The sequence below is a fragment of the Paraburkholderia sp. RL17-381-BIF-C genome (genome assembly GCF_046026435.1).
In the GTDB taxonomy this organism is placed as follows: domain Bacteria; phylum Pseudomonadota; class Gammaproteobacteria; order Burkholderiales; family Burkholderiaceae; genus Paraburkholderia.
In genome coordinates, this window is record NZ_JARESX010000002.1 from 23,818 (window position 1) to 42,358 (window position 18,541).

14 protein-coding genes are annotated in these 18,541 nt (G+C 64.6%); 7 read left to right on the forward strand and 7 right to left on the reverse strand.

What is annotated here, in order from left to right; all coding sequences use genetic code 11:
• Positions 1-38 precede the first annotated feature (38 nt).
• A complete protein-coding gene (locus P0D70_RS01675; RefSeq protein WP_091802324.1) occupies positions 39-272 on the forward strand; it encodes a hypothetical protein in 234 nt (77 codons plus the stop codon).
• Between the two features lie 76 nt (positions 273-348).
• Here the strand turns inward: P0D70_RS01675 and P0D70_RS01680 are convergent, their stop codons facing one another.
• Complete coding sequence (locus P0D70_RS01680) at positions 349-825, reverse strand: OsmC family protein (RefSeq protein WP_408181885.1); 477 nt, start codon at positions 823-825, stop codon at positions 349-351.
• 91 nt (positions 826-916) lie between these two features.
• Entirely contained in the window at positions 917-1,255 is a 339-nt protein-coding gene (locus tag P0D70_RS01685) for a hypothetical protein (RefSeq protein ID WP_091802330.1), read from the reverse strand.
• Positions 1,256-1,413: 158 nt separating this feature from the next.
• Between P0D70_RS01685 and P0D70_RS01690 the strand changes: the two genes are divergently transcribed.
• The 6 genes from P0D70_RS01690 to P0D70_RS01715 all read left to right on the forward strand — a co-directional run bounded on the left by P0D70_RS01690 (position 1,414) and on the right by P0D70_RS01715 (position 13,929).
• Entirely contained in the window at positions 1,414-2,094 is a 681-nt protein-coding gene (locus tag P0D70_RS01690; RefSeq protein WP_408181891.1) for an HD domain-containing protein, read from the forward strand.
• Between the two features lie 200 nt (positions 2,095-2,294).
• Positions 2,295-4,301, forward strand: a complete 2,007-nt coding sequence (locus tag P0D70_RS01695; RefSeq protein WP_408181893.1) for a bifunctional DedA family/phosphatase PAP2 family protein — start codon at positions 2,295-2,297, stop codon at positions 4,299-4,301.
• Positions 4,302-4,703: 402 nt separating this feature from the next.
• Complete coding sequence (locus P0D70_RS01700; RefSeq protein ID WP_408181897.1) at positions 4,704-5,981, forward strand: efflux RND transporter periplasmic adaptor subunit; 1,278 nt, start codon at positions 4,704-4,706, stop codon at positions 5,979-5,981.
• Between the two features lie 15 nt (positions 5,982-5,996).
• Positions 5,997-9,122, forward strand: a complete 3,126-nt coding sequence (locus tag P0D70_RS01705; RefSeq protein ID WP_408181904.1) for an efflux RND transporter permease subunit — start codon at positions 5,997-5,999, stop codon at positions 9,120-9,122.
• On the forward strand, positions 9,119-12,439 hold the full coding sequence (locus P0D70_RS01710) for an efflux RND transporter permease subunit (protein ID WP_408181908.1): 3,321 nt from the start codon (positions 9,119-9,121) through the stop codon (positions 12,437-12,439). Before P0D70_RS01705 ends, P0D70_RS01710 begins: the two co-directional genes overlap by 4 nt.
• On the forward strand, positions 12,436-13,929 hold the full coding sequence (locus P0D70_RS01715; protein WP_091802345.1) for an efflux transporter outer membrane subunit: 1,494 nt from the start codon (positions 12,436-12,438) through the stop codon (positions 13,927-13,929). Before P0D70_RS01710 ends, P0D70_RS01715 begins: the two co-directional genes overlap by 4 nt.
• Positions 13,930-13,946: 17 nt before the next feature.
• On the opposite strand, the gene P0D70_RS01720 is transcribed toward P0D70_RS01715, so the two are convergent.
• The 5 genes from P0D70_RS01720 to P0D70_RS01740 form a co-directional block, all read right to left on the reverse strand.
• Entirely contained in the window at positions 13,947-14,354 is a 408-nt protein-coding gene (locus P0D70_RS01720; protein WP_408181913.1) for a universal stress protein, read from the reverse strand.
• 125 nt (positions 14,355-14,479) lie between these two features.
• Positions 14,480-14,824, reverse strand: a complete 345-nt coding sequence (locus tag P0D70_RS01725) for a hypothetical protein (RefSeq protein ID WP_408181915.1) — start codon at positions 14,822-14,824, stop codon at positions 14,480-14,482.
• Positions 14,825-14,830: 6 nt separating this feature from the next.
• Positions 14,831-15,046 (reverse strand): hypothetical protein, encoded by a 216-nt coding sequence (locus tag P0D70_RS01730; RefSeq protein ID WP_091802353.1) that lies wholly within the window; start codon positions 15,044-15,046, stop codon positions 14,831-14,833.
• A gap of 221 nt (positions 15,047-15,267) precedes the next feature.
• The gene (locus P0D70_RS01735; protein WP_408181918.1) at positions 15,268-16,386 is read right to left on the reverse strand and encodes a DUF294 nucleotidyltransferase-like domain-containing protein; all 1,119 of its coding nucleotides are present in this window, start codon (positions 16,384-16,386) and stop codon (positions 15,268-15,270) included.
• Between the two features lie 14 nt (positions 16,387-16,400).
• The gene (locus P0D70_RS01740) at positions 16,401-18,536 is read right to left on the reverse strand and encodes a 3'-5' exonuclease (RefSeq protein ID WP_408181920.1); all 2,136 of its coding nucleotides are present in this window, start codon (positions 18,534-18,536) and stop codon (positions 16,401-16,403) included.
• Positions 18,537-18,541 lie beyond the last annotated feature (5 nt).

The window sequence follows — 18,541 nt, forward strand, 5'->3', positions numbered from 1 at the left end:
GAAACGGCGCGAGCCGACCCGACGAATCTGGAGTTCTCATGGATCACGAACAGGCACGAGCCGAAGAAACCGCCGCGATGACGCGCGTATTGACCGCCACGCAGCGGGTGCAGTCAGCCTTTGCATCGCTGCAATCGCAATTCCCGCCCGCCGGCAGCGGCACGCCTTCGCAGTTCGCGCTGCAAACATTCGACGCGGCGCTGCAGGAACTCGAAGACGCGCAAGCCGCGTTCGACGAACTGCTTGGCGATCTGCTCGACGGCAATCGTTGAGAAGCCGTCAAGGCATGCCGCCTCTGAAAGAGCGGCCGGGCACGACTGCTTCAGAGCGCAGCCGGGCAAGACGCTCTCAATGCGCTTCGATTTCGATGACCGGCTCGCAGAGAATCGGAAAATTGACCGAGTTCGCGATATAGCACTTCTCGTGCGCGACGTGATGCAAGTGCGCGGCGAGTTCGGCATCGCCGCCCGCCCGAATCACGACGTGCGGGCGCAGAACGATTTGTGAAAAACGGCCCTGCTTGGGATCGTCGAGCATGGTGCCTTCGGCATGGTCGCGATACGCGGTGACGGCGATGCCGGCGTCCGCGCATAGATGCAGATACCAGAGTTGATGGCAGGCGCTCGCCGAGGCGACCAGCAGATCCTCCGGATTCCAGCGTTTGGCGTCGCCGAGAAAGGCCGCGTCCGATGACCCGGGAAGCTCGGGTTTGTCGCCAGCGGCAATCACATGATCGCGCCCGTAGTCACGGTAGCCCGACGTGCCGCTTCCGCGATTGCCGGTCCACTGCACCGACACCTTGTATTTGTGCTCGCCGTACGCCATGCCAACCTCCCTTTGATTTGAATCGGATCCGGTCGCAGAGGCGTGCATTTTATACGCGGGCATCACGCGACGGCCGCGCGCCGCTTGCTGACTAATTCGGCGAACTTGGCGGTAATGGCCTTCCGGCGAGAGGCGGCGCACGTGGGTCCGGGCTTTCGTTCAGGTTCGTGCCGTTTGCCCGCATGTTGCTGAGTGCGTGGCCTGCCCCCGCGCCGCTTGTCCTTCCCACGGCCGGCGCCCCGCTCGTGCCGGCGCCCGCCCCCAGCCCCGTCGCCGCCGCGCCGCCCGTGTTGTTGAGCCCGTTGGACTGCACGCCATTCAAGCCGAAGCCGCCCGCGTTGGCCGGTCGAGCGACAAGCTGCGCGTAAGCCGTCGCGGTGCAGCCGATCATAAGCGCCGACGCTACGATACCGCCCCATACTGTCTTCATGGCCACTCCGTTACATCGTCGATTTGCGCGGCCGCGGTGTCAGCATGGCGGACCACTCGAACAGTATGACGACGCCGAGCCCGCTTCGTTCAGAAGTGAAAATCGGGGCGCGACGGACGATACGCGATAATCGACGGTTTTCTTCGCAGACCGCTTCGATGCCTTCGATAACACCCGCCTCGTTCGACCCCTTCGACCCCTTCGCCCCGTTCGCCCCGTTCCAGGAACCGGCCCGAACCCTCCTGCCGCATGCGGGCGACGACAACGGCGACGGCTCGCACGACACCTCGCATCTGCAACGCGTCTGGAAAAACGCAGCGTCGATCCACGCGGAAGAAGGCGGCGATGCGCAGGTCCTGTTCGCCGCCACGCTGCTACACGACTGCGTAGCGGTCGAAAAGAATTCGCCGCTGCGCGCGCAGGCCTCGCGACTATCGGCGGAAAAAGCGGCGCGCGTGCTGACGTCGCTCGGCTGGGCACAAGCGCAGGTTCAGGCGACCGCGCACGCCATCGAAGCGCACAGTTTTTCGGCAGCCATCATGCCGACCACGCTTGAAGCGAAAACGCTGCAAGACGCCGACCGGCTCGACGCGATCGGCTTGCTGGGCGTGGCGCGCTGCTTCTACGTCGCCGGGCGGATGGGCCGCGCCTTGTACGACCCAGCCGATCCGCACGCAACACAGCGCCCGCTGGATGACACGCGCTTCACGCTGGACCATTTCCATACCAAGCTGCTAAAACTGTCCGAGGGTTTTCAGACGGCCACGGGCGCGCGTCTGGCCGGCATCCGCCATGCCCGCCTGCAACGTTTCCTCGACGAATTCAGCGACGAAATCTGAACATCCGACTCGCGCTGCCAAACGCAACCGCCATGCGGATCGCCACACGCCTTCACGTTCGCGGCGCCAGATCGAGCGATTGACTGCGCGCTTCGCGAACCCTGGCCTGCTTCACTGGAGGCCGGTTTCTAAAAAGGAATAAGACGGCCGCCGTGCGCGTTATGATCAATCGTTATGCCAGAAACGGCTGATCGCACACGATGGAGCACGCTTACGTTCACCTCCTGCATCTGCTGGCCGGCCACCCGGGCTGGACACTCACGGTCATCTTCCTTGCGGCGTTTCTGGAGGCCGTCGCCGTTATCGGCACCTTCATTCCGGGCAGCACCGCGATGTTTCTCGCCGGGGCGCTGGCGGGCACCGGGTCGCTCAGCCTCGGCTGGGTTTTCGTGTGGGCCATCGCGGGAGCCATCGCCGGCGACGGCATGAGCTTCTGGCTCGGCAGCCGCTATAAAGACCGGATCGTCCAGTTCTGGCCGTTCCGCAAACATCCCGAAGTGCTCGAGGCTGGCCGCCGCTTCTTTCGCAAACATGGCGCGAAGAGCGTCGTGCTGGCGCGCTTCATCGGCCCGTTGCGGGCGATCGTGCCGGTGGTGGCGGGCATGCTGCGCATGCCGCCACTGCTTTTCTACGGCATGAACGTGCTCTCGGCGCTAATCTGGGCACCCGCCCACATCCTCCCCGGCATGATCTTCGGCGCTTCGGTGCTGCTGGCCGGCGCGGTGTCGTTCCGGCTCGTGGTGATCATTGCGTTGCTGGCGGGTATCGTCTGGCTGAGCTTTCGCGCCGCGCGTGTGCTGCTCTCGCATGCCAATGCATGGTCGAACGCGGCCGGGCTTCAGGTGGGCGCCTGGGCTTGCCGGCACCCCGGGCCGTTCGGCCGTTTCGCGCGCAAGATGCTCGACCCGGCGACACCGGACGCCAGCAGCATTCTGCTGACGTCGCTGGTCGTAATCGTGTCTGGCGCACTGTTCTTCGGCGTGCTGGAAGACGTTCTCAGCGGCGATCCGCTCACGCAAGTAGACCTCTCGGTCTATCACTTCCTGCAATCGGTACGCACGCCCTGGAGCGACACCGTTCTCGCGGGACTCTCGACGCTCGGCAGCAGCATCACGCTCGCGGCGCTGATCGTGACGGTCGTGATCTGGATGCTGCTGGAACGGCGCTGGCGCACCATGGGCTACTGGCTCGCGGCCGTAGTGTTTTCCCAATTGCTGATCTTCGCGCTGCAGTTCGCGATGCACCGCGCGCCGCCGAATGATCTGATGGTCGGCGCGTATGTCTTTCCGAGCGATCACGTCGCCGCGACCGTTATCGTGTACGGCTTCCTCGCGTTCCTGCTGGCGCGCCGGGTCGGCATGCTCGAAGGCGTCATGGTGGCGGCCGCGAGCGCGATCGTCGTGATCGTGGTCGCGCTCGCGGGACTGTACTTCGGCAAATATTGGGTATCCGATGCGATCGGCGGCGCCGCGCTCGCCTACATCTGGGTGGCGATCGTTGCGTTGACCGCAATGTGGCGGCACCCGGAAACACCGCCCGAGCGCACCTTCATGCCGGTGGTCGTGCTGCTGGTCATGCTGGTCAGCGTGGGCCTGCAACTCGGCGTGGCCATGCCCGCGCCGCCGCCGGATACGGCGTTGCGGCCGCCGCCCGTGCTGGTCACCCAGGCGCAGTGGACGCTCTCCGTGTGGAAACGTCTGCCGTGTTACCGCTCGGATATGGGCGGCGACAGCATGGAGCCGCTCACACTGCAGTGGGCCTCGAACCTCGATTCGATCCGCGGGCAGTTGCGCGCCCACGGTTGGGTGGAGGGCACGGACGTGTCGGCGCACAGCCTGCTCTCGCTCGCCTCGCCCAATGTGGCGGCCGTGTCGCTGCCGGTCTTGCCGAAGCTGAACAATGGCGTGCCGTCCTCGGTGGTCTTCATGCGTCCGGGCAACACGCGCGACGAACGCGACGTGCTGCGCTTCTGGCCCAGTGGTTACGCCGTGGAAAACGGCACGTCCGCCACACCGTTGTGGGTCGGCGCTTTCGCGCACGAGCGGCTGTCCCGGCCGTCATGGCCCATCAACATTCTGCGGGTCGACAGAGGGATCACCTCGTTCGACGCGCACGCCAAATCCAGTGCGAGTCTCGGCGCGGCGATCGTCGGCAGGGTGAGTTGCCATGGCGTGCCGGTGTCGCTGCTCGCCTCGCCGGTGGAGTAAGCGCATTCCCTGTCATGCCGAAGAAATCGCTCTGTGCTCAACCAGTTAGCCCGCTTGGCCAGGACTTGTCCACAAGGATATGAACATTTTCTGTGGGTAACTTTTCCGTCCATGCGTGCCGTATCGCCCTATCCCCTTATTCCTCTTTGCACGACGCTTCAGGAGTGGCCCCGTCACACCTAGGTCTCGTCGACTTACCGTAACAAACCGAAACCCCGTCCAGGCGATGCCGCGAGAAATAGCTCCACAGTCGGATAGACTCTGCTACTGATTGTCTGGATTCCTGTCGCCGGCAACGGCGATACCCATCCTGGGAGTTCGTATGACGCGCTTCGACAGCAATTGGCCTGGCCGTCCATGGGCGGTGTTCGCCGGGTGCCACGAGTCCCGCGGGAGGCCGTCATGAGCGAAGCGCCGTCAATCCAGGCGAGGCGTCCCCGAAGAGGCCGCCTCGTACTCGCGGTCGTGCTGCTGGCGCTGATCGCACTGGTGGCCTTCCATCTGCTGCGCTCGAAGGCGCCCAAACCCACTGTTGCGCCCCAGGTCGTGACGGTCGCCGCCGCAACCACCGGATCGATGCCGGAAATCCTGAGCGAGCTGGGCACGGTCACGCCCGTTGCCACCGTCACCGTCTTGCCGCAACTGAGCGGCTACTTGACCGCCGTCGGTTACCGCGAAGGGCAGGACGTGCAGAAAGGTCAGTTCCTCGCGCAAATCGATCCGCGCCAATACGAAATCAGCAAGCGCCAGGCCGAGGCGCAACTCGCCAAGGACAAGGCGGCGCTCGCCCAGGCGCGTGCCGATCTCGCGCGCTATACGCAACTGAACGAGCGCAAGTCGATCGCCGAGCAGACCTATGCGGATCAGAAGTTTCTCGTCCAGCAGGACGAAGCGGCGATCAAGGCCGACGAAGCCAACATCGCCCAATTCGCGCTCGACCTGATCTACTGCCATATCACCGCGCCGGTGGCGGGCCGCGTCGGATTGCGCCTCGTCGATCCGGGCAACTACGTCACCGCGTCGAGCCAGCCGGGCATTGCCGTCATCACGACGATGAAGCCGACCACAGTCCAGTTCACGGTGCCGCAAACCGCGCTCGACAAGGTGCTGCGCCGCACCAACGCAGGCGCGCAGCTCCCCGTCACGGTGTTCAGCAGCGACAACTCCCGCCAGCTCGCGACCGGCACGCTGTACGCGATCAACAACCAGATGGCGACGGCGACCGGCACGGTCACGCTGCGCGCGTCGTTCGCCAATGACGATGAGGCGCTGTTCCCCAACGAGTTCGTCAACGTCAAGCTGCTGGTCGACACGCTGCAAGACGTGGTGCTGGTGCCGACGCCCGCGGTGCAGAACGGCGCGCCGGGCGACTACGTGTATCTGGTCAACGCCGACAATACGGTATCGGTGCGCAAGGTCACGCTTGGACCGGGTGATGGCCAGCACACGGTGATTACGTCAGGGCTCGCCGCCGGCAACGTGGTCGTGACCGACGGCATGGACCGCTTGAGCGACGGCGTGAAGATCAAGGCATCCGCGGCCCGGACGGCTGCGGGTGCTTCGGGCGCTTCAGGCGCAACGCCGGCTTCGGGCCCGCTAGCCGCTTCGGGCCCGCCAGCCGCTTCAGGCGCGACGCCGGCTGCGGCGCCCGCGCCCGGCGCGGCGTCCATGGCTTCGTAGTTCACCGACCCGCCGATGAACTTCTCCCGCCTGTTCATCCTCCGGCCCGTGGCGACGTCGCTGCTGATGGTCGCGCTCGTGCTCGTCGGCCTGGTCGCGGTGCGCTTCCTGCCGGTTTCCTCGCTGCCCGACGTCGACTATCCGACCATCCAGGTCCAGACCTTCTACCCGGGCGCCAGCCCGAACGTGATGGCGACCACCGTCACGGCGCCGCTCGAAGTGCAGCTCGGCGAGATTCCGGGCTTGCAGCAGATGGTCTCGTACAGTTCGGAAGGCGCGTCGGTAATCACGCTGCAATTCGATCTCTCGCTGAGTCTCGACATTGCCGAACAGAACGTGCAGCAGGCCATCAACGCCGCCAACAGTTTTTTGCCGACCGGGCTGCCCGCGCCGCCCACCTACGCGAAGGTCAACCCGGCCGATCAGCCGATCCTCACGCTCGCGGTCACGTCGAAGTCCATGTCGCTGACGCAGTTGCAGGACACCGCCAACAATCGTCTTGCCACGAAGATCTCCGAAGTCTCCGGCGTCGGTCTCGTCACGACCGCCGGCGGCAACGTGCCGGCCGTGCGCGTCGAAGCGGACCCGCAGAAGCTCGCCGCCTACGGCCTGAATCTCGACGATCTGCGCACCTTGCTCGCCAACGTCAATGTGAGCCAGCCAAAAGGGAATTTCGACGGACCGGAACTCGACTACACGATCAACGCGAACGATCAGATCGTCGACCCGCAAGACTACCTGGCCACCGTGATCGCCTATCAGAACGGCGCGCCGGTGTATCTGCGCGATGTTGCGCGCGTAAGCCAGGCCGCGCAGGACGTCGAGCGTGGAGCGTGGTACAACCGCACGCCGGCCATCGTGCTGAACGTGCAGCGTCAGCCGGGCGCGAACGTGATCGCCACCGTGAACCAGATCATGAAGCAGTTGCCGGCGCTCGAATCGACGCTGCCCGCCGGCTTGCAAGTCACGGTGGTGGCGAACACCACGGGCGTGATCCGCTCGTCGGTCTCGGACGCCGCTTTCGAACTGGTGCTCGCCGTGGTGCTGGTCGTGCTGGTGATTTTCGTGTTCCTGCGCAACGTGCCCGCCACGATCATTCCGAGCATCTCCGTGCCCGTGTCGCTGATCGGCACGCTCGCCGTGATGTACCAGCTCAACTATTCGATCGACAACCTCTCGCTGATGGCGCTGATCATCGCGACCGGTTTCGTCGTCGACGATTCGATCGTGATGATCGAGAACATCGTGCGCTATCTGGAGGAAGGCAAGACGCCGCTCGAAGCCGCGCTCGAAGGCGCCGGGCAGATCGGCTTCACGATTCTCTCGCTGACGGTCTCGCTGATCGCGGTGTTGATCCCGCTGCTGTTCATGGGCGGCGTGATCGGCCGGCTGTTCAGCGAATTCGCGATCACGCTGGCGGTGACGATCGTGATTTCGGCGGTGGTCTCGCTGACCGTCGTGCCGATGCTATGCGCGCGCCTCCTGCGCGCGCAGGCGCAGCGCCATCCGAGTCGCTTCGAGCGGTTCAGCGAAGGCCTGTTCGACAAGACGCTCGCGGCGTACGAACGCGGCCTGCGCTGGGTGCTCGATCACCAGACGCTCACGCTGGTGGTCGCACTCGTCACCGTCGCGCTCACTGCGATCCTGTACATCGTGATTCCGAAGGGCCTGTTCCCGGTGCAGGACGTGGGCGTGATCCAGGGCATCAGCGTGGCCGACAACTCGGTGTCGTACACGTCGATGGTCCGGCGTCAGAGCGCCCTCGCCGACGCGATCCTGAAGGATCCCGACGTGGTGTCGCTCACCTCCTATGTCGGCATCGACGGGACCAATCCGACGCTCAACAACGGCCGGTTCCTGATCAATCTGCGCCCGCGCGACGACCGCTCGGCGAGCGCCGCGGAAATCGGCCGCCGGATCCAGCAGGAAGTCGCCGAGGTGCCCGGCATTCGGCTGTATCTGCAACCGGAACAGGACCTGACGCTCGACACCTCGATCTCGCGCAACCAGTACAACTTCGTGCTGCGCGGGCCGAATCAGCAGGCCTTCAACCAGTACGTGCCCGCGCTGATCGCGCGCATGAAGCAGATTCCCGCGATCACGGACGTCACGAGCGACCTGAACACCAACGGTCTGAGCGTGAACGTCGAAGTGAACCGGCAACTCGCCGCGCGCTATGGCATCACCGCGGCCACGATCGACAACGCACTGTACGACGCGCTCGGCCAGCGCATCGTATCGACCATCTTTCAGCAGTCCAACCAATACCGCGTGATTCTCGTGGCGAAGCCCGAAACACTGCCCACCGTGCAGTCGATCGGCAACCTGTATCTACCGAGCCAGACGAGCAGCAGCGGTCAGGTGCCGCTGTCGGGCATCGCGAAGATCAGCATCACGCAATCGCCGCTGATGATCAGCCATCTCGCCCAGTTCCCGGCGGTGACGATCTCGTTCAACCTCGCGCAGGACGCGTCGCTGAGCGCCGCGGTCGCACAGATCCGCGACGCCGAGCGCGCGGTGAACCTGCCGCCGTCGATCACGTCGTCTTTTCAGGGCGCGGCGCAGGCATTCGAAGATTCGCTCACGAGCGAGGTGTATCTGCTGATCGCCGCGCTCGTCGCCGTGTATATCGTGCTCGGCGTGCTGTACGAAAGCTATATCCACCCGGTGACGATTCTCTCGACGCTGCCGTCGGCCGGCATCGGCGCCCTGCTCGCGTTGATGATCGCGGGCAACGATCTCGACGTGATCGGCATCATCGGGATCGTGCTGCTGATCGGCATCGTCAAGAAGAACGCGATCATGATGGTGGACTTCGCGCTCGAAGCGGAGCGCGTGCATGGCAAGCCGGCGCATGAAGCGATTTTCGAAGCGTCGCTGCTGCGCTTCCGGCCGATCCTGATGACCACGCTCGCGGCCATGCTCGGCGCGCTGCCCATGCTGCTCGGCACCGGCACCGGCTCGGAACTGCGCCGGCCGCTCGGCCTCGCGATCATCGGCGGGCTCATGCTCAGCCAGGTGCTGACGCTGTTCACGACGCCGGTGATCTATCTGTTCTTCGACCGCCTCGCGCAGCGCGTGAACAGCCGGCGCCGCGCGGCCAGCGAAGGCGCGGCCGCGCCGCCGGAGAATACGCCGTGAACCTCTCGGCGCTCTTCATCCGGCGCCCGGTGGCGACCGCGCTGCTGGCGGTCGCGATCCTGATATCCGGCGCGCTCGCCTATTTCCGCCTGCCGGTCGCGCCGCTGCCGAACATTGCGTTTCCGGTGATTGCACTGCAGGCGAACATGGCGGGCGCGAGTCCCGAGATCATGGCCGCCACGGTCGCCGAGCCGCTGGAGCGGCGCCTTGCCACCATCGCCGACGTGAACCAGCTCACCTCGATCAGTTACGTGGGCTCGTCGATGATCATCGTCGTGTTCGGTCTGAACCGCGATATCAACGGCGCGGCGCGCGACGTGCAGGCCGCCATTCAGGCCGCGCGCGCCGACCTGCCCACCACGCTGCGCAGCAATCCCACGTACCGCCAGTACAATCCGGCCGGCGCACCGATCATGGTGCTCGCACTGACTTCGGACACGCTCACCAAAGCCCAGCTCTATGACTCCGCCGATTCGGTGATCCAGCAGCAGCTATCGCAGGTGGATGGCGTCGGGCAGATCACGCTCGGTGGCGGCGCATTGCCCTCGGTGCGCGTCGAACTGGAACCCGGCAAGCTGAACAGCTACGGCATCGGCCTGGAAGACGTGCGCGCCGCGATCGGCGCGGCAAACGCGAATAGCGCGAAAGGCCATATCGACCAGGGCGAGCAGCGTTATGTGGTCACGTCGAACGACCAGATCAGCAAGGCCGCGCCCTATCGCGACGTGGTGATCGCGTATCGCGACGGCGCGCCCGTCCTGCTGCGCGACGTCGCTCAGGTGCGCGATTCGAATGAGAACATCCGCAACGCCGGGCTCTACAACGGCAAGTCGGCCGTGCTCGTGATCGTCTATCCGACGCCGGGCAGCAACGTGGTGCAGACGGTCCAGCAGATCCAGTCGCGCCTGCCGATCATCGAAGCCGCGTTGCCGAGCGCGATCCACGTGAACGTCGCCATCGACCGCTCGGAGTCGGTGCGGGCCTCGGTGGCCGACACCGAGCGCACGCTGTTCATCGCCGTGCTGCTGGTAGTGGGCGTGGTCTTCGTGTTCCTGCTGTCGCCGCGCGCCACGCTGATTCCGGCGGTCGCGCTGCCGCTGTCGATCGTCGGCTCGTTCGGACCGATGTATCTGCTCGGCTATAGCATCGACAACCTCTCGCTAATGGCGTTGACGATCGGCACCGGCTTCGTGGTCGACGACGCCGTGGTGGTGCTGGAGAACATCGTGCGTCACCTCGAAGCCGGGCTCGATCCAAAGGAAGCCGCGCTGCGCGGCAGCGCCGAGGTCGGCTTCACGGTGATCTCGATGAGCCTCTCGCTAATCGCGGTGTTTCTGCCGATCCTGTTGATGCCCGGCATTGTCGGGCTGCTATTTCATGAGTTCGCCGTCACGCTCTCGATTGCGATCCTACTCTCGCTGCTGATTTCGCTGACCATCACGCCGGTCATGTGCGCCTACCTGCTCAGCCGCGAGCGCACGATGCATGTAGAGGCGCGCTGGGCGCGCTGGGCCGAGGCGCAGTTCGACCGCTTCAAGAACGCCTATGCCCGCTCGCTCGCGGCGGCGCTCGATCATGCGCTCGCGGTCGTCCTGCTGTTGATCGGCCTGCTCGTGCTCAACGTGTTTCTGGTCCGGCTGCTATCCGGGACGTTCTTTCCGGAGCAGGACACCGGCATCCTGATCGGCCAGATCATTGCGGATCAGAGCGTGTCGTTCAACGCCATGGAAAAGAAGCTCGCGCAATTGCAGGCGATTGTGAAGCAGGACCCGGCGGTAGCCTCGGTGGCGGGCTTCACCGGCGGGCGCGCGCTGAACACGGCCAACGTCTTTATCGAACTCAAGCCGCTCGCGCAACGCCATCTGTCTGCGACGGAGGTGGTCAACCGGCTGCGCCCCAGGCTCAATGCCGTGTCGGGCGCGCGGCTTTTCCTGCAGGCGCAGCAGGACCTCCAGATCGGCGGGCGCCAGGCCGCGGCCGAATATCAGTACACCCTGACCAGCGACGATGCGAACGCGCTCTTCACGTGGGTGCCGAAACTCGTCACCGAACTCGGCAAATACCGCGGGAAACTGGAAGACGTGAACTCGGATCTCCAGCAGAACGGCTTGCAGACCTACGTGAACTTCAGCCGCGCGAGCGCCGCGCGTTACGGCTTCCAGCCGAATCAGATCGACAACGTGCTATATGACGCCTTCGGCCAGCGCACGGTGTCCACCATCTACAACGCTCTGAACCAGTACTTCGTGGTGATGGAGGTCGCGCCGGCCTACTGGCAGTATCCGCAGGCGCTCAACCAGATCTTCCTCAGCACGGCCGCCGGCAACGCGAACGGCACGCAGCAAACGCAGATGTCCCGCGCCACCGTCAAAGCCATGCAGCAGGCGGCGGCCGTCAGCAGCGCCTCAAGCGCCAGTGCCAATACCAACTCGCAGAACGCCGACGCCGAAGCGAACCAGCAGACCAACAGCATCTCTAACAGCAAGGGCGGCAATTCCAGCGGCAGCGCGGACAGCACCGCGGCCGAAACCATGGTCCCGCTCGCCGCCATGATGACCTTCTCGAACAGCCACACCGCCACCCAGGTGAATCACCAGAGCGGCCTCGTGGCCGGCACCATCTCGTTCAATCTGCCGGCTGGCGGATCCTTGAGCGAAGCCGGCCAGCTCATTGCGCAGGCCGAGCGCGACATCGGCATGCCCGCGTCGGTGCACGGCGCGTTCGCGGGCGCCGCGCAGGCCTACGCGCAATCCATGGGCGCCGTCCCGCTGCTGATTCTCGCCGCACTGGTGGTGGTCTACCTCGTGCTCGGCGTACTGTACGAGAATACGGTTCACCCGCTCACGATCCTGTCGACGCTGCCGTCGGCCGGCATCGGTGCGACACTCGCGCTGCTGATTTTCGGCACGCCGTTTTCGGTGATCGCGATGATCGGCATCATCCTTCTGATCGGCATCGTCAAGAAAAACGGCATCATGATGGTCGACGTCGCGATCCAGCTGCAACGCCATGAAGGCATGAATGCGCGCGATGCGATTCACCAGGCCGCCGTAGTGCGGCTGCGCCCGATCATGATGACGACCGCGGCCGCCGTGCTGGGCGCGGTGCCGCTTGCGATCGGCATCGGCCAGGGTGCGTCGTTGCGCCAGCCGCTCGGGGTGACGGTCATGGGCGGCCTGCTCGTGAGCCAGGTGTTCACGTTGTACACGACGCCGGTGATCTACCTGTACCTCGACCGGCTACGCGCGCGACTCGCGAAATGGTCGGCGCGCCTGCCATGGAATCGCCGCGGAGAAGCACCAGATACGAGCGCATGATGAAGACGATCTCCCCCACCAGACTCGCCGGCGCATTGCTGGCGTTATCGACCGTGTTGACAGGCGGTTGCATGGTCGGCCCCGATTACCATCGGCCGCCCGTCGCGACGCCCGCCGCGTGGAAAGAACTGCCCGGCTGGACCGAGGCGCAGCCCGCCGCCGAACGCCCGAAGGGAGACTGGTGGACCGCCTTCAACGACCCGCTCATCAATGAACTCGAACCGCTCGTGTCGGTGTCGAACCAGACCGTGCGCCAGAGCTATGCGAACTACCAGCAGGCGCTGGCCGAAGTGCGGCTCGCGCGCAGCGCCCTGTTCCCCACCATCGGCATTACCGGATCCGCGACCCGCGAACGTTCTTCGACGGGCAATCTGAGCAGCAGTCTGCTGGGCCGAGCGGGCGCGAGCAGCTTCCAGCGCATCAACAACGCCGGCTCGCTCGAAGCCAACGCGAGCTGGGCGCCCGACCTATGGGGCCTCGTGCGCCGCAATATCGAGGAAAGCGCCGCGACCGCGCAGGCAAGCCAGGCAACGCTCGCCAACGCGACACTTTCCGAACAGATCGCGCTCGCCAACGCGGTGATCGATCTGCGCGTAACGGATGTCAATATCGACTTGCTCAAGCACACCGTCGAGGCGTTCGAGCAATCGTTGCGCGTGGTCGCGGAGCAGGACAGGGCCGGCACCGTGCCGCCCTCCGATCTGGTGAGCGCGCAAACGCAACTGGAGTCGGCCCAATCGAGTCTGATTGCGCTGGGTGTCGCGCGCGCTCAATACGTTCATGCGATCGCCGTGCTGGTCGGCAGGAATCCGGAAGAACTGGACGTGCCCACGAACACCACGCTGCCGACGCTGCCGTCCATTCCGGTCAGCGTGCCATCCACGCTCCTGGAGCGCCGGCCCGATATTGCCGCCGCCGAGCGGCAAATGGCGGCACAGAACGCCGCGATCGGGGTGGCCGTCGCCGCCTATTACCCGACGATTTCGCTATCCGCGCTGGATGGTTTCACGCAGTCGCCGTTGAACGGCCTGCTGCATATCGCCAACTATGTCTGGTCGTTGGGCGGCCAGGCGAGCGAGACGCTGTTCGACGGTGGGCAACGCAGCGCGCAGGTCGACGCGGCCAAAGCGTCTTACGACGCGGCGCTGGCCAATTATCGCGGCACGGTGTTGACGGCGTTCCAGGGCGTGGAGAACGACCTCGCCGGCTTGCGTATCCTCGCGCAGCAAGCCGAGGTGCTGGAGCGCGCGGTACGCGACGCGACGCGCGGCACCGAGATCGCGCGCAATGAATACCAGGCAGGCACGGTGGACTTTACAACCGTCGCGACCGCGCAGGCCACGCAGTTGAACCTTCAGCAGACCGCATTGAACGTGCAGCAAACACGGCTGCTCGACGCGGCGTCGTTGATCGGCGATCTGGGCGGCGGATGGTCCGACAGCGAGCTTGCCGATCCTCGGAAACCGGGACAACAGCAGGTGTCGCACTAGGCCGGTTTTGTTGCCATTCAATGAACCATCGTCACCGGTGTGACTGTGCGCCTCGACAGCGACGCGAGCACGGCCAGCCTGCGAAAGAAGCCCATATGGCTCGCGTCGATCACCATCACGTCGGGCCGGGTCGTGGCCGCGTAATCCGCAACCGCTTTCGTGCGGTGGCCGAAAACGCGTTTCCAGCGGTAGGGCACACCGGCTTCTTCGAGAATCGTGCGGGCGTCGATCAACGCTTTCAGCATGACCTGCTTCTCGTGACGCAAGAGGGAGCTACGCGAGTGGAAGGCTGCCGCCCGCCCCTCCCCGACCGGTTCGAGGACTTCCAGCAGTTCGACCTCCGTGACGCCACGCTCGAGGAACATGAACGCGGCGTAGCGCGCAGCCTCGACGGCGCCGCTATGGTCGAGGACGGGAATCAGCATTCGTATCATCGAGAAATCCTGGGGGTCGATCAGTGTGTAACTCGAGCTTAGCTAACGCCGCATTAACGCCGCGTAAAAAGTATCAGCCTTTTTACGCGGCCCGCCGAGATACGGCCAGACCACCGTTATGCCTGGATCGCCGCCGGATTGAGTTCGACATGCAGGATCACGAGCCAGCGTTTCGGGCAGTCCGCGGCGATCTGCAGATCCTGCTTGCCGTCGGCGCCGGTCTTCACGAAACCCTTTTCCCGCGCGAAACCGAAAGCACGCCGCGCGTCGGCCTGTAGCCACAGCGTCACCAGCCCGCAGGTCAGACAGCTGAAAATCCACATGGAGTCGGACGGCAGCGCGGCGTCGAGTTGCTGGGTGGCGTACGTGAAAAGCGTTGTGAGAACCTGGTTGGTGACGAAAACGATAGCGATGAGCTTGCACAGCCCCCTGAACATCATGGCCTGTCTTGACGGTGTCATGGCTTGTCAGACGCCGAGCACGCGGCGCGCTTCGAGTTCGGCCAATTCCAGCGCTTGCGCGGAACTGGGCATCGGCCGTCCGCAACCGCGCCCGGTGATCTGCTGTATTTGTTTGTCGTGCCGGATGGTCGTTACGCGCAAGGCGCCTTTGAACATGTGACCCGGAGCGGGAAACACGCAAGCCTCGACAGTCACGCCGCCTTTGGTTTGTTTGAATGCCATATGAACCCCTGCCAATTTCGCGGTTTTTCCACGTCGAAAAACCAGTCACTCACTATACGGAGGACCTCGTAAAGAGCGCGAAACGATTGCAGCAGACCGCATAAAAATCCCGTGAAATTCAACGCACGCCGACCAGCCGGTATTCCACGCCCGACTCGGTGATGATGTGCTCGGGACGCGCCGGATTGCGTTCTATCTGCGCGTCAATTCGCTGGGTTTGCTCAAAGCCCTCGACCCGTGTCGAGGTAGTCCAACGCGAGGCGCTTTTGTAGGGCACGCGCCTGGCGAAGCGTGTCGAGCAGAGCGTGCCGTGTCAGCGGGCCCAGTTCGTCTGGATTGACGTGATTGTGCATAGGCAAGCCACGCTCATAACAGCGCTGCTGATTTTCCAGCCGAAGCTTCTGGATGAAATAAAACGCCTGTATCCACGAATCCACGTCGCGCTGATCCAGGCGTTGCGCCTCTCCAGCCCGTCGAAAGCGATCCGCCGTATTGCTCGTGCGAGCGCCAAGGGCGAGGCCGTAGATCCGGGCCGCGTCGACGAACAGCGTCGCGGCATGCAGTTTGAGATCGAGCGTGCCGGCGAATTCGCCCCCCTTCTCGACCACGAAATCACGCACCACGCCGAGCGGCGCCTTGCGCCGCAATGCGTTCTCCGTCATCTGGTAAAGAAAGCGCGGATTGTCCGGCACGATCTCTTCGAGCCAGTCGGCGAGCGCCTCGGCCAGATCGAAGGCGCCATAGAGGGGGCGCAAGTCGAAGAAAATGCTCGCGTTAAGGAGCGCCTGCGGGTCGCCCTCGTTGATCCATGTCGCAAAGCGCTCCCGCCATTCGTGCAGGTCGAGACACCACTGCGGATTGCTCGCCATGATCTGCCCGGTGCACAAGGGAAAGCCGCAGGCGTCCAGCGCTTCATTGATGCGCAGCGCAAGCGGCAACAGTTGTTTCCGCAGCGCCGTGGCGCCACCGCTGCCAGCGAAAATGATGCCGTTGTCCTGGTCGCTCGACAGCGTCTGTTCCTGACGCCCTTCGCTGCCCAGCGCGATCCAGCACCAGCGCGCTTCCTGCATGGGTGTCCCGGCGCAGGTCAACTCGATTGCGCGGCGCGTGATCTGGTCGTTCAGCGTGGAGAAAAGTCCGGTGAGCGGTGCCGGAGCCGCCTCGCCGACCGCGCAATGCACGAGCCTGCGCACCGTCGCAGCGGCCAGTTGCAAAGACGCGGCATCGTTCGCGTCGGCTATGCTGCGATGAGCGTGTCGCAGGTCGTGCGCGAGCGCGCGACCCGCGACGGTTTGCGGGTCGAAAACAGCATCGGGCCCGGAGGTGGCGGAATCATCCATCGAGTGTGCACTCCTCAGTAGCGGATTCGCGCGTAAAGGGTCTGCTGCGCGGCATCGCGGGCATCTTTTAGGGTGACTATGCCTTTCTCCGCCAGCAAGGGGATCATCCGCAGGAACACCTCGCCGGTGACGATGGCGTCGCCGAGCGCGGTGTGCCGGCCGATCACCGGCACGCCGAGGCGCGCGGCGATCGCCTCGAGCGAGTGCCCAGGCTGATGAGGGTGGATCACCTGCGACAGGAGCAGCGTATCGAGGACCGGCTGCCTGAACGCCACGCCGGTCCTCGCTTCGAGCATTTGCAGAAATCGCATGTCAAACGCGGCGTTGTGCGCGACGAGCACGGTGTCCGCCGCAAAATCGCGGAACTGCGGCAGCACTGCTTCGACCCGCGGCTGTCCCTTGAGCATCGCGTGGGTGAGGCCGTGAATACTGGTCGATTCGGCGCTCAGCTCGCCTCTTGGCTCGATCAGCCGGTCGAACGTTTCCTGCTGGAGCAATCGTCCATTGACGATGCGCAAAGCGCCGATAGAGATGATTTCGTCGCCCGCGGCGGGATCGAGCCCGGTGGTCTCGGTGTCGAACACCGTATAGCTGAGTTGCGAGAGCAGGCACTGATCGATCTCGGCGCTCTGTCCCGGCTGATGAAAAAGATCGAAATCGTAGAATTCGGGCCGGCCTGTCGGCGGCGGTGCAATATCGAACGCACTCCGGGGTTCGGCGGCTTGCAGCATCACGCGGTAGCGCGCCCTGCCCTCGGCAGGCTCGCAACGATATACCGATTCGCCGCCGTGGCGCGCGATCACCGAATTCAGCGTAAGCGCCAGGCCGCCAGCACTGACCGGAAGCGGTGCGTGCTCCCACGCCCTTAACGTGTCGGCGGGCAACGGCGCGCCGCTCCAGACGAGATCCAGATGCGCCAGCCGATCGGCGCGCTGCAAATCGAAGCGCAGTTCGGTCACGCCCGCGTCAGCCGCGAGCCGCCGCGATAGATAGGCGAGCGCCTGCGTCAATGCGTAACTGTCGACCCTGAGCCACAAGGTGGCGTCAATGGTGTCGCCGGCCGTGACGCGCAGTGATGCGCTCCCGATGCGCCGCAGCAGTAAAGCGATCAGGTCAGTGCCACGCATGTCTTCGAGTTCCCGACGGCTGTCCGTAGCGTTGCTGCCCTGCTGCACCGCGCGCTCGATCTGAGCGGCGAGGCGCATCGATTCGTCGCCGATGATGGCGGTGAACTGAGTCCGCTTCGCGCCGCTCATGTCCGGAAAGGTCTGGATGGTCTCGACCGCCGCGCGGATATTCGCGAGCGTTGCCCGCGTGTCTTGCGTCAGCGACTGCACCAGTGCGTCGCGCCGGTTATCCGCCTCGACGTGGCGCGTAATGTCTTCCAGCGTCAGCACGAAGCCATTGAGTGCGCGGACGCTATCGAACACGGGCGCCATGTGCGCGCGCACGATTTGCCCATCCGCGAGCGTGGCAACGAAGGCGCATACGGGTGGCGCTATGTCGTCGCGCGGGTCCTGCAACTGGTGCTGGATTTGTTCCAGCGCGTGCAGGACGAGACCGCTCTCGATCACGCCGAAAACCGAGCGCCCAAGCCCGATGGCCGAGACGCCCTGATGGCCGGTTCGCAGCAACTGCCTCGCGCGAGTGTTGAAAAGCAGGATGCGCCCGTCGATATTGCACACCAGTACGCTCAGCGCGAGTTCCGCCATGAGCGCAGCGAGCCGGTTCTTTTCTTCGGCGAGCGCACGGTTCGCGAGTTCGATTTTTTCCTGTACGTCGCTGTGCAGCGTTTGATGTGCGGCGGCAAGCGCGTTCAGCTTCTCGACCAGAACGCGCACGTCGCGCGCGCCCCGCACCGTGATGCGATGCCCAGGGTTGGCCGCGAGCAGCACGGCGTCTTCAGCCAGTCGCGCGACCGGTGTGATATAGGCGTCGAACAGCGCTTTCAGGCCGAAGCCCAGTGCGAACAGCAGCAGCGTTGAGAGGGCGATCCAGACCGCGGCCCGTTGCAGCAGCATCTCGCGCAACCATGCGCGCTGCACGTTGGGGACGTCGAGCGCGAGAGACGCAAGAATCGCGGCGCCAATAAGCACCTGCACTGCGAACAGCAGTGCCAATGCAATGCCAAACCGACGTCTGGCGATCATCGTGA

Bases quoted from the DNA above. Each gene is read 5' to 3' on its own strand.
- P0D70_RS01740 (WP_408181920.1), bottom strand. From the start codon at position 18,536: ATGATCGCCAGACGTCGGTTTGGCATTGCATTGGCACTGCTGTTCGCA.
- P0D70_RS01735 (WP_408181918.1), bottom strand. From the start codon at position 16,386: ATGGATGATTCCGCCACCTCCGGGCCCGATGCTGTTTTCGACCCGCAA.
- P0D70_RS01685 (WP_091802330.1), bottom strand. From the start codon at position 1,255: ATGAAGACAGTATGGGGCGGTATCGTAGCGTCGGCGCTTATGATCGGC.
- P0D70_RS01705 (WP_408181904.1), top strand. From the start codon at position 5,997: ATGAACTTCTCCCGCCTGTTCATCCTCCGGCCCGTGGCGACGTCGCTG.
- P0D70_RS01720 (WP_408181913.1), bottom strand. From the start codon at position 14,354: ATGCTGATTCCCGTCCTCGACCATAGCGGCGCCGTCGAGGCTGCGCGC.
- P0D70_RS01700 (WP_408181897.1), top strand. From the start codon at position 4,704: ATGAGCGAAGCGCCGTCAATCCAGGCGAGGCGTCCCCGAAGAGGCCGC.
- P0D70_RS01725 (WP_408181915.1), bottom strand. From the start codon at position 14,824: ATGACACCGTCAAGACAGGCCATGATGTTCAGGGGGCTGTGCAAGCTC.
- P0D70_RS01690 (WP_408181891.1), top strand. From the start codon at position 1,414: ATGCCTTCGATAACACCCGCCTCGTTCGACCCCTTCGACCCCTTCGCC.
- P0D70_RS01675 (WP_091802324.1), top strand. From the start codon at position 39: ATGGATCACGAACAGGCACGAGCCGAAGAAACCGCCGCGATGACGCGC.
- P0D70_RS01730 (WP_091802353.1), bottom strand. From the start codon at position 15,046: ATGGCATTCAAACAAACCAAAGGCGGCGTGACTGTCGAGGCTTGCGTG.
- P0D70_RS01695 (WP_408181893.1), top strand. From the start codon at position 2,295: ATGGAGCACGCTTACGTTCACCTCCTGCATCTGCTGGCCGGCCACCCG.
- P0D70_RS01715 (WP_091802345.1), top strand. From the start codon at position 12,436: ATGATGAAGACGATCTCCCCCACCAGACTCGCCGGCGCATTGCTGGCG.
- P0D70_RS01680 (WP_408181885.1), bottom strand. From the start codon at position 825: ATGGCGTACGGCGAGCACAAATACAAGGTGTCGGTGCAGTGGACCGGC.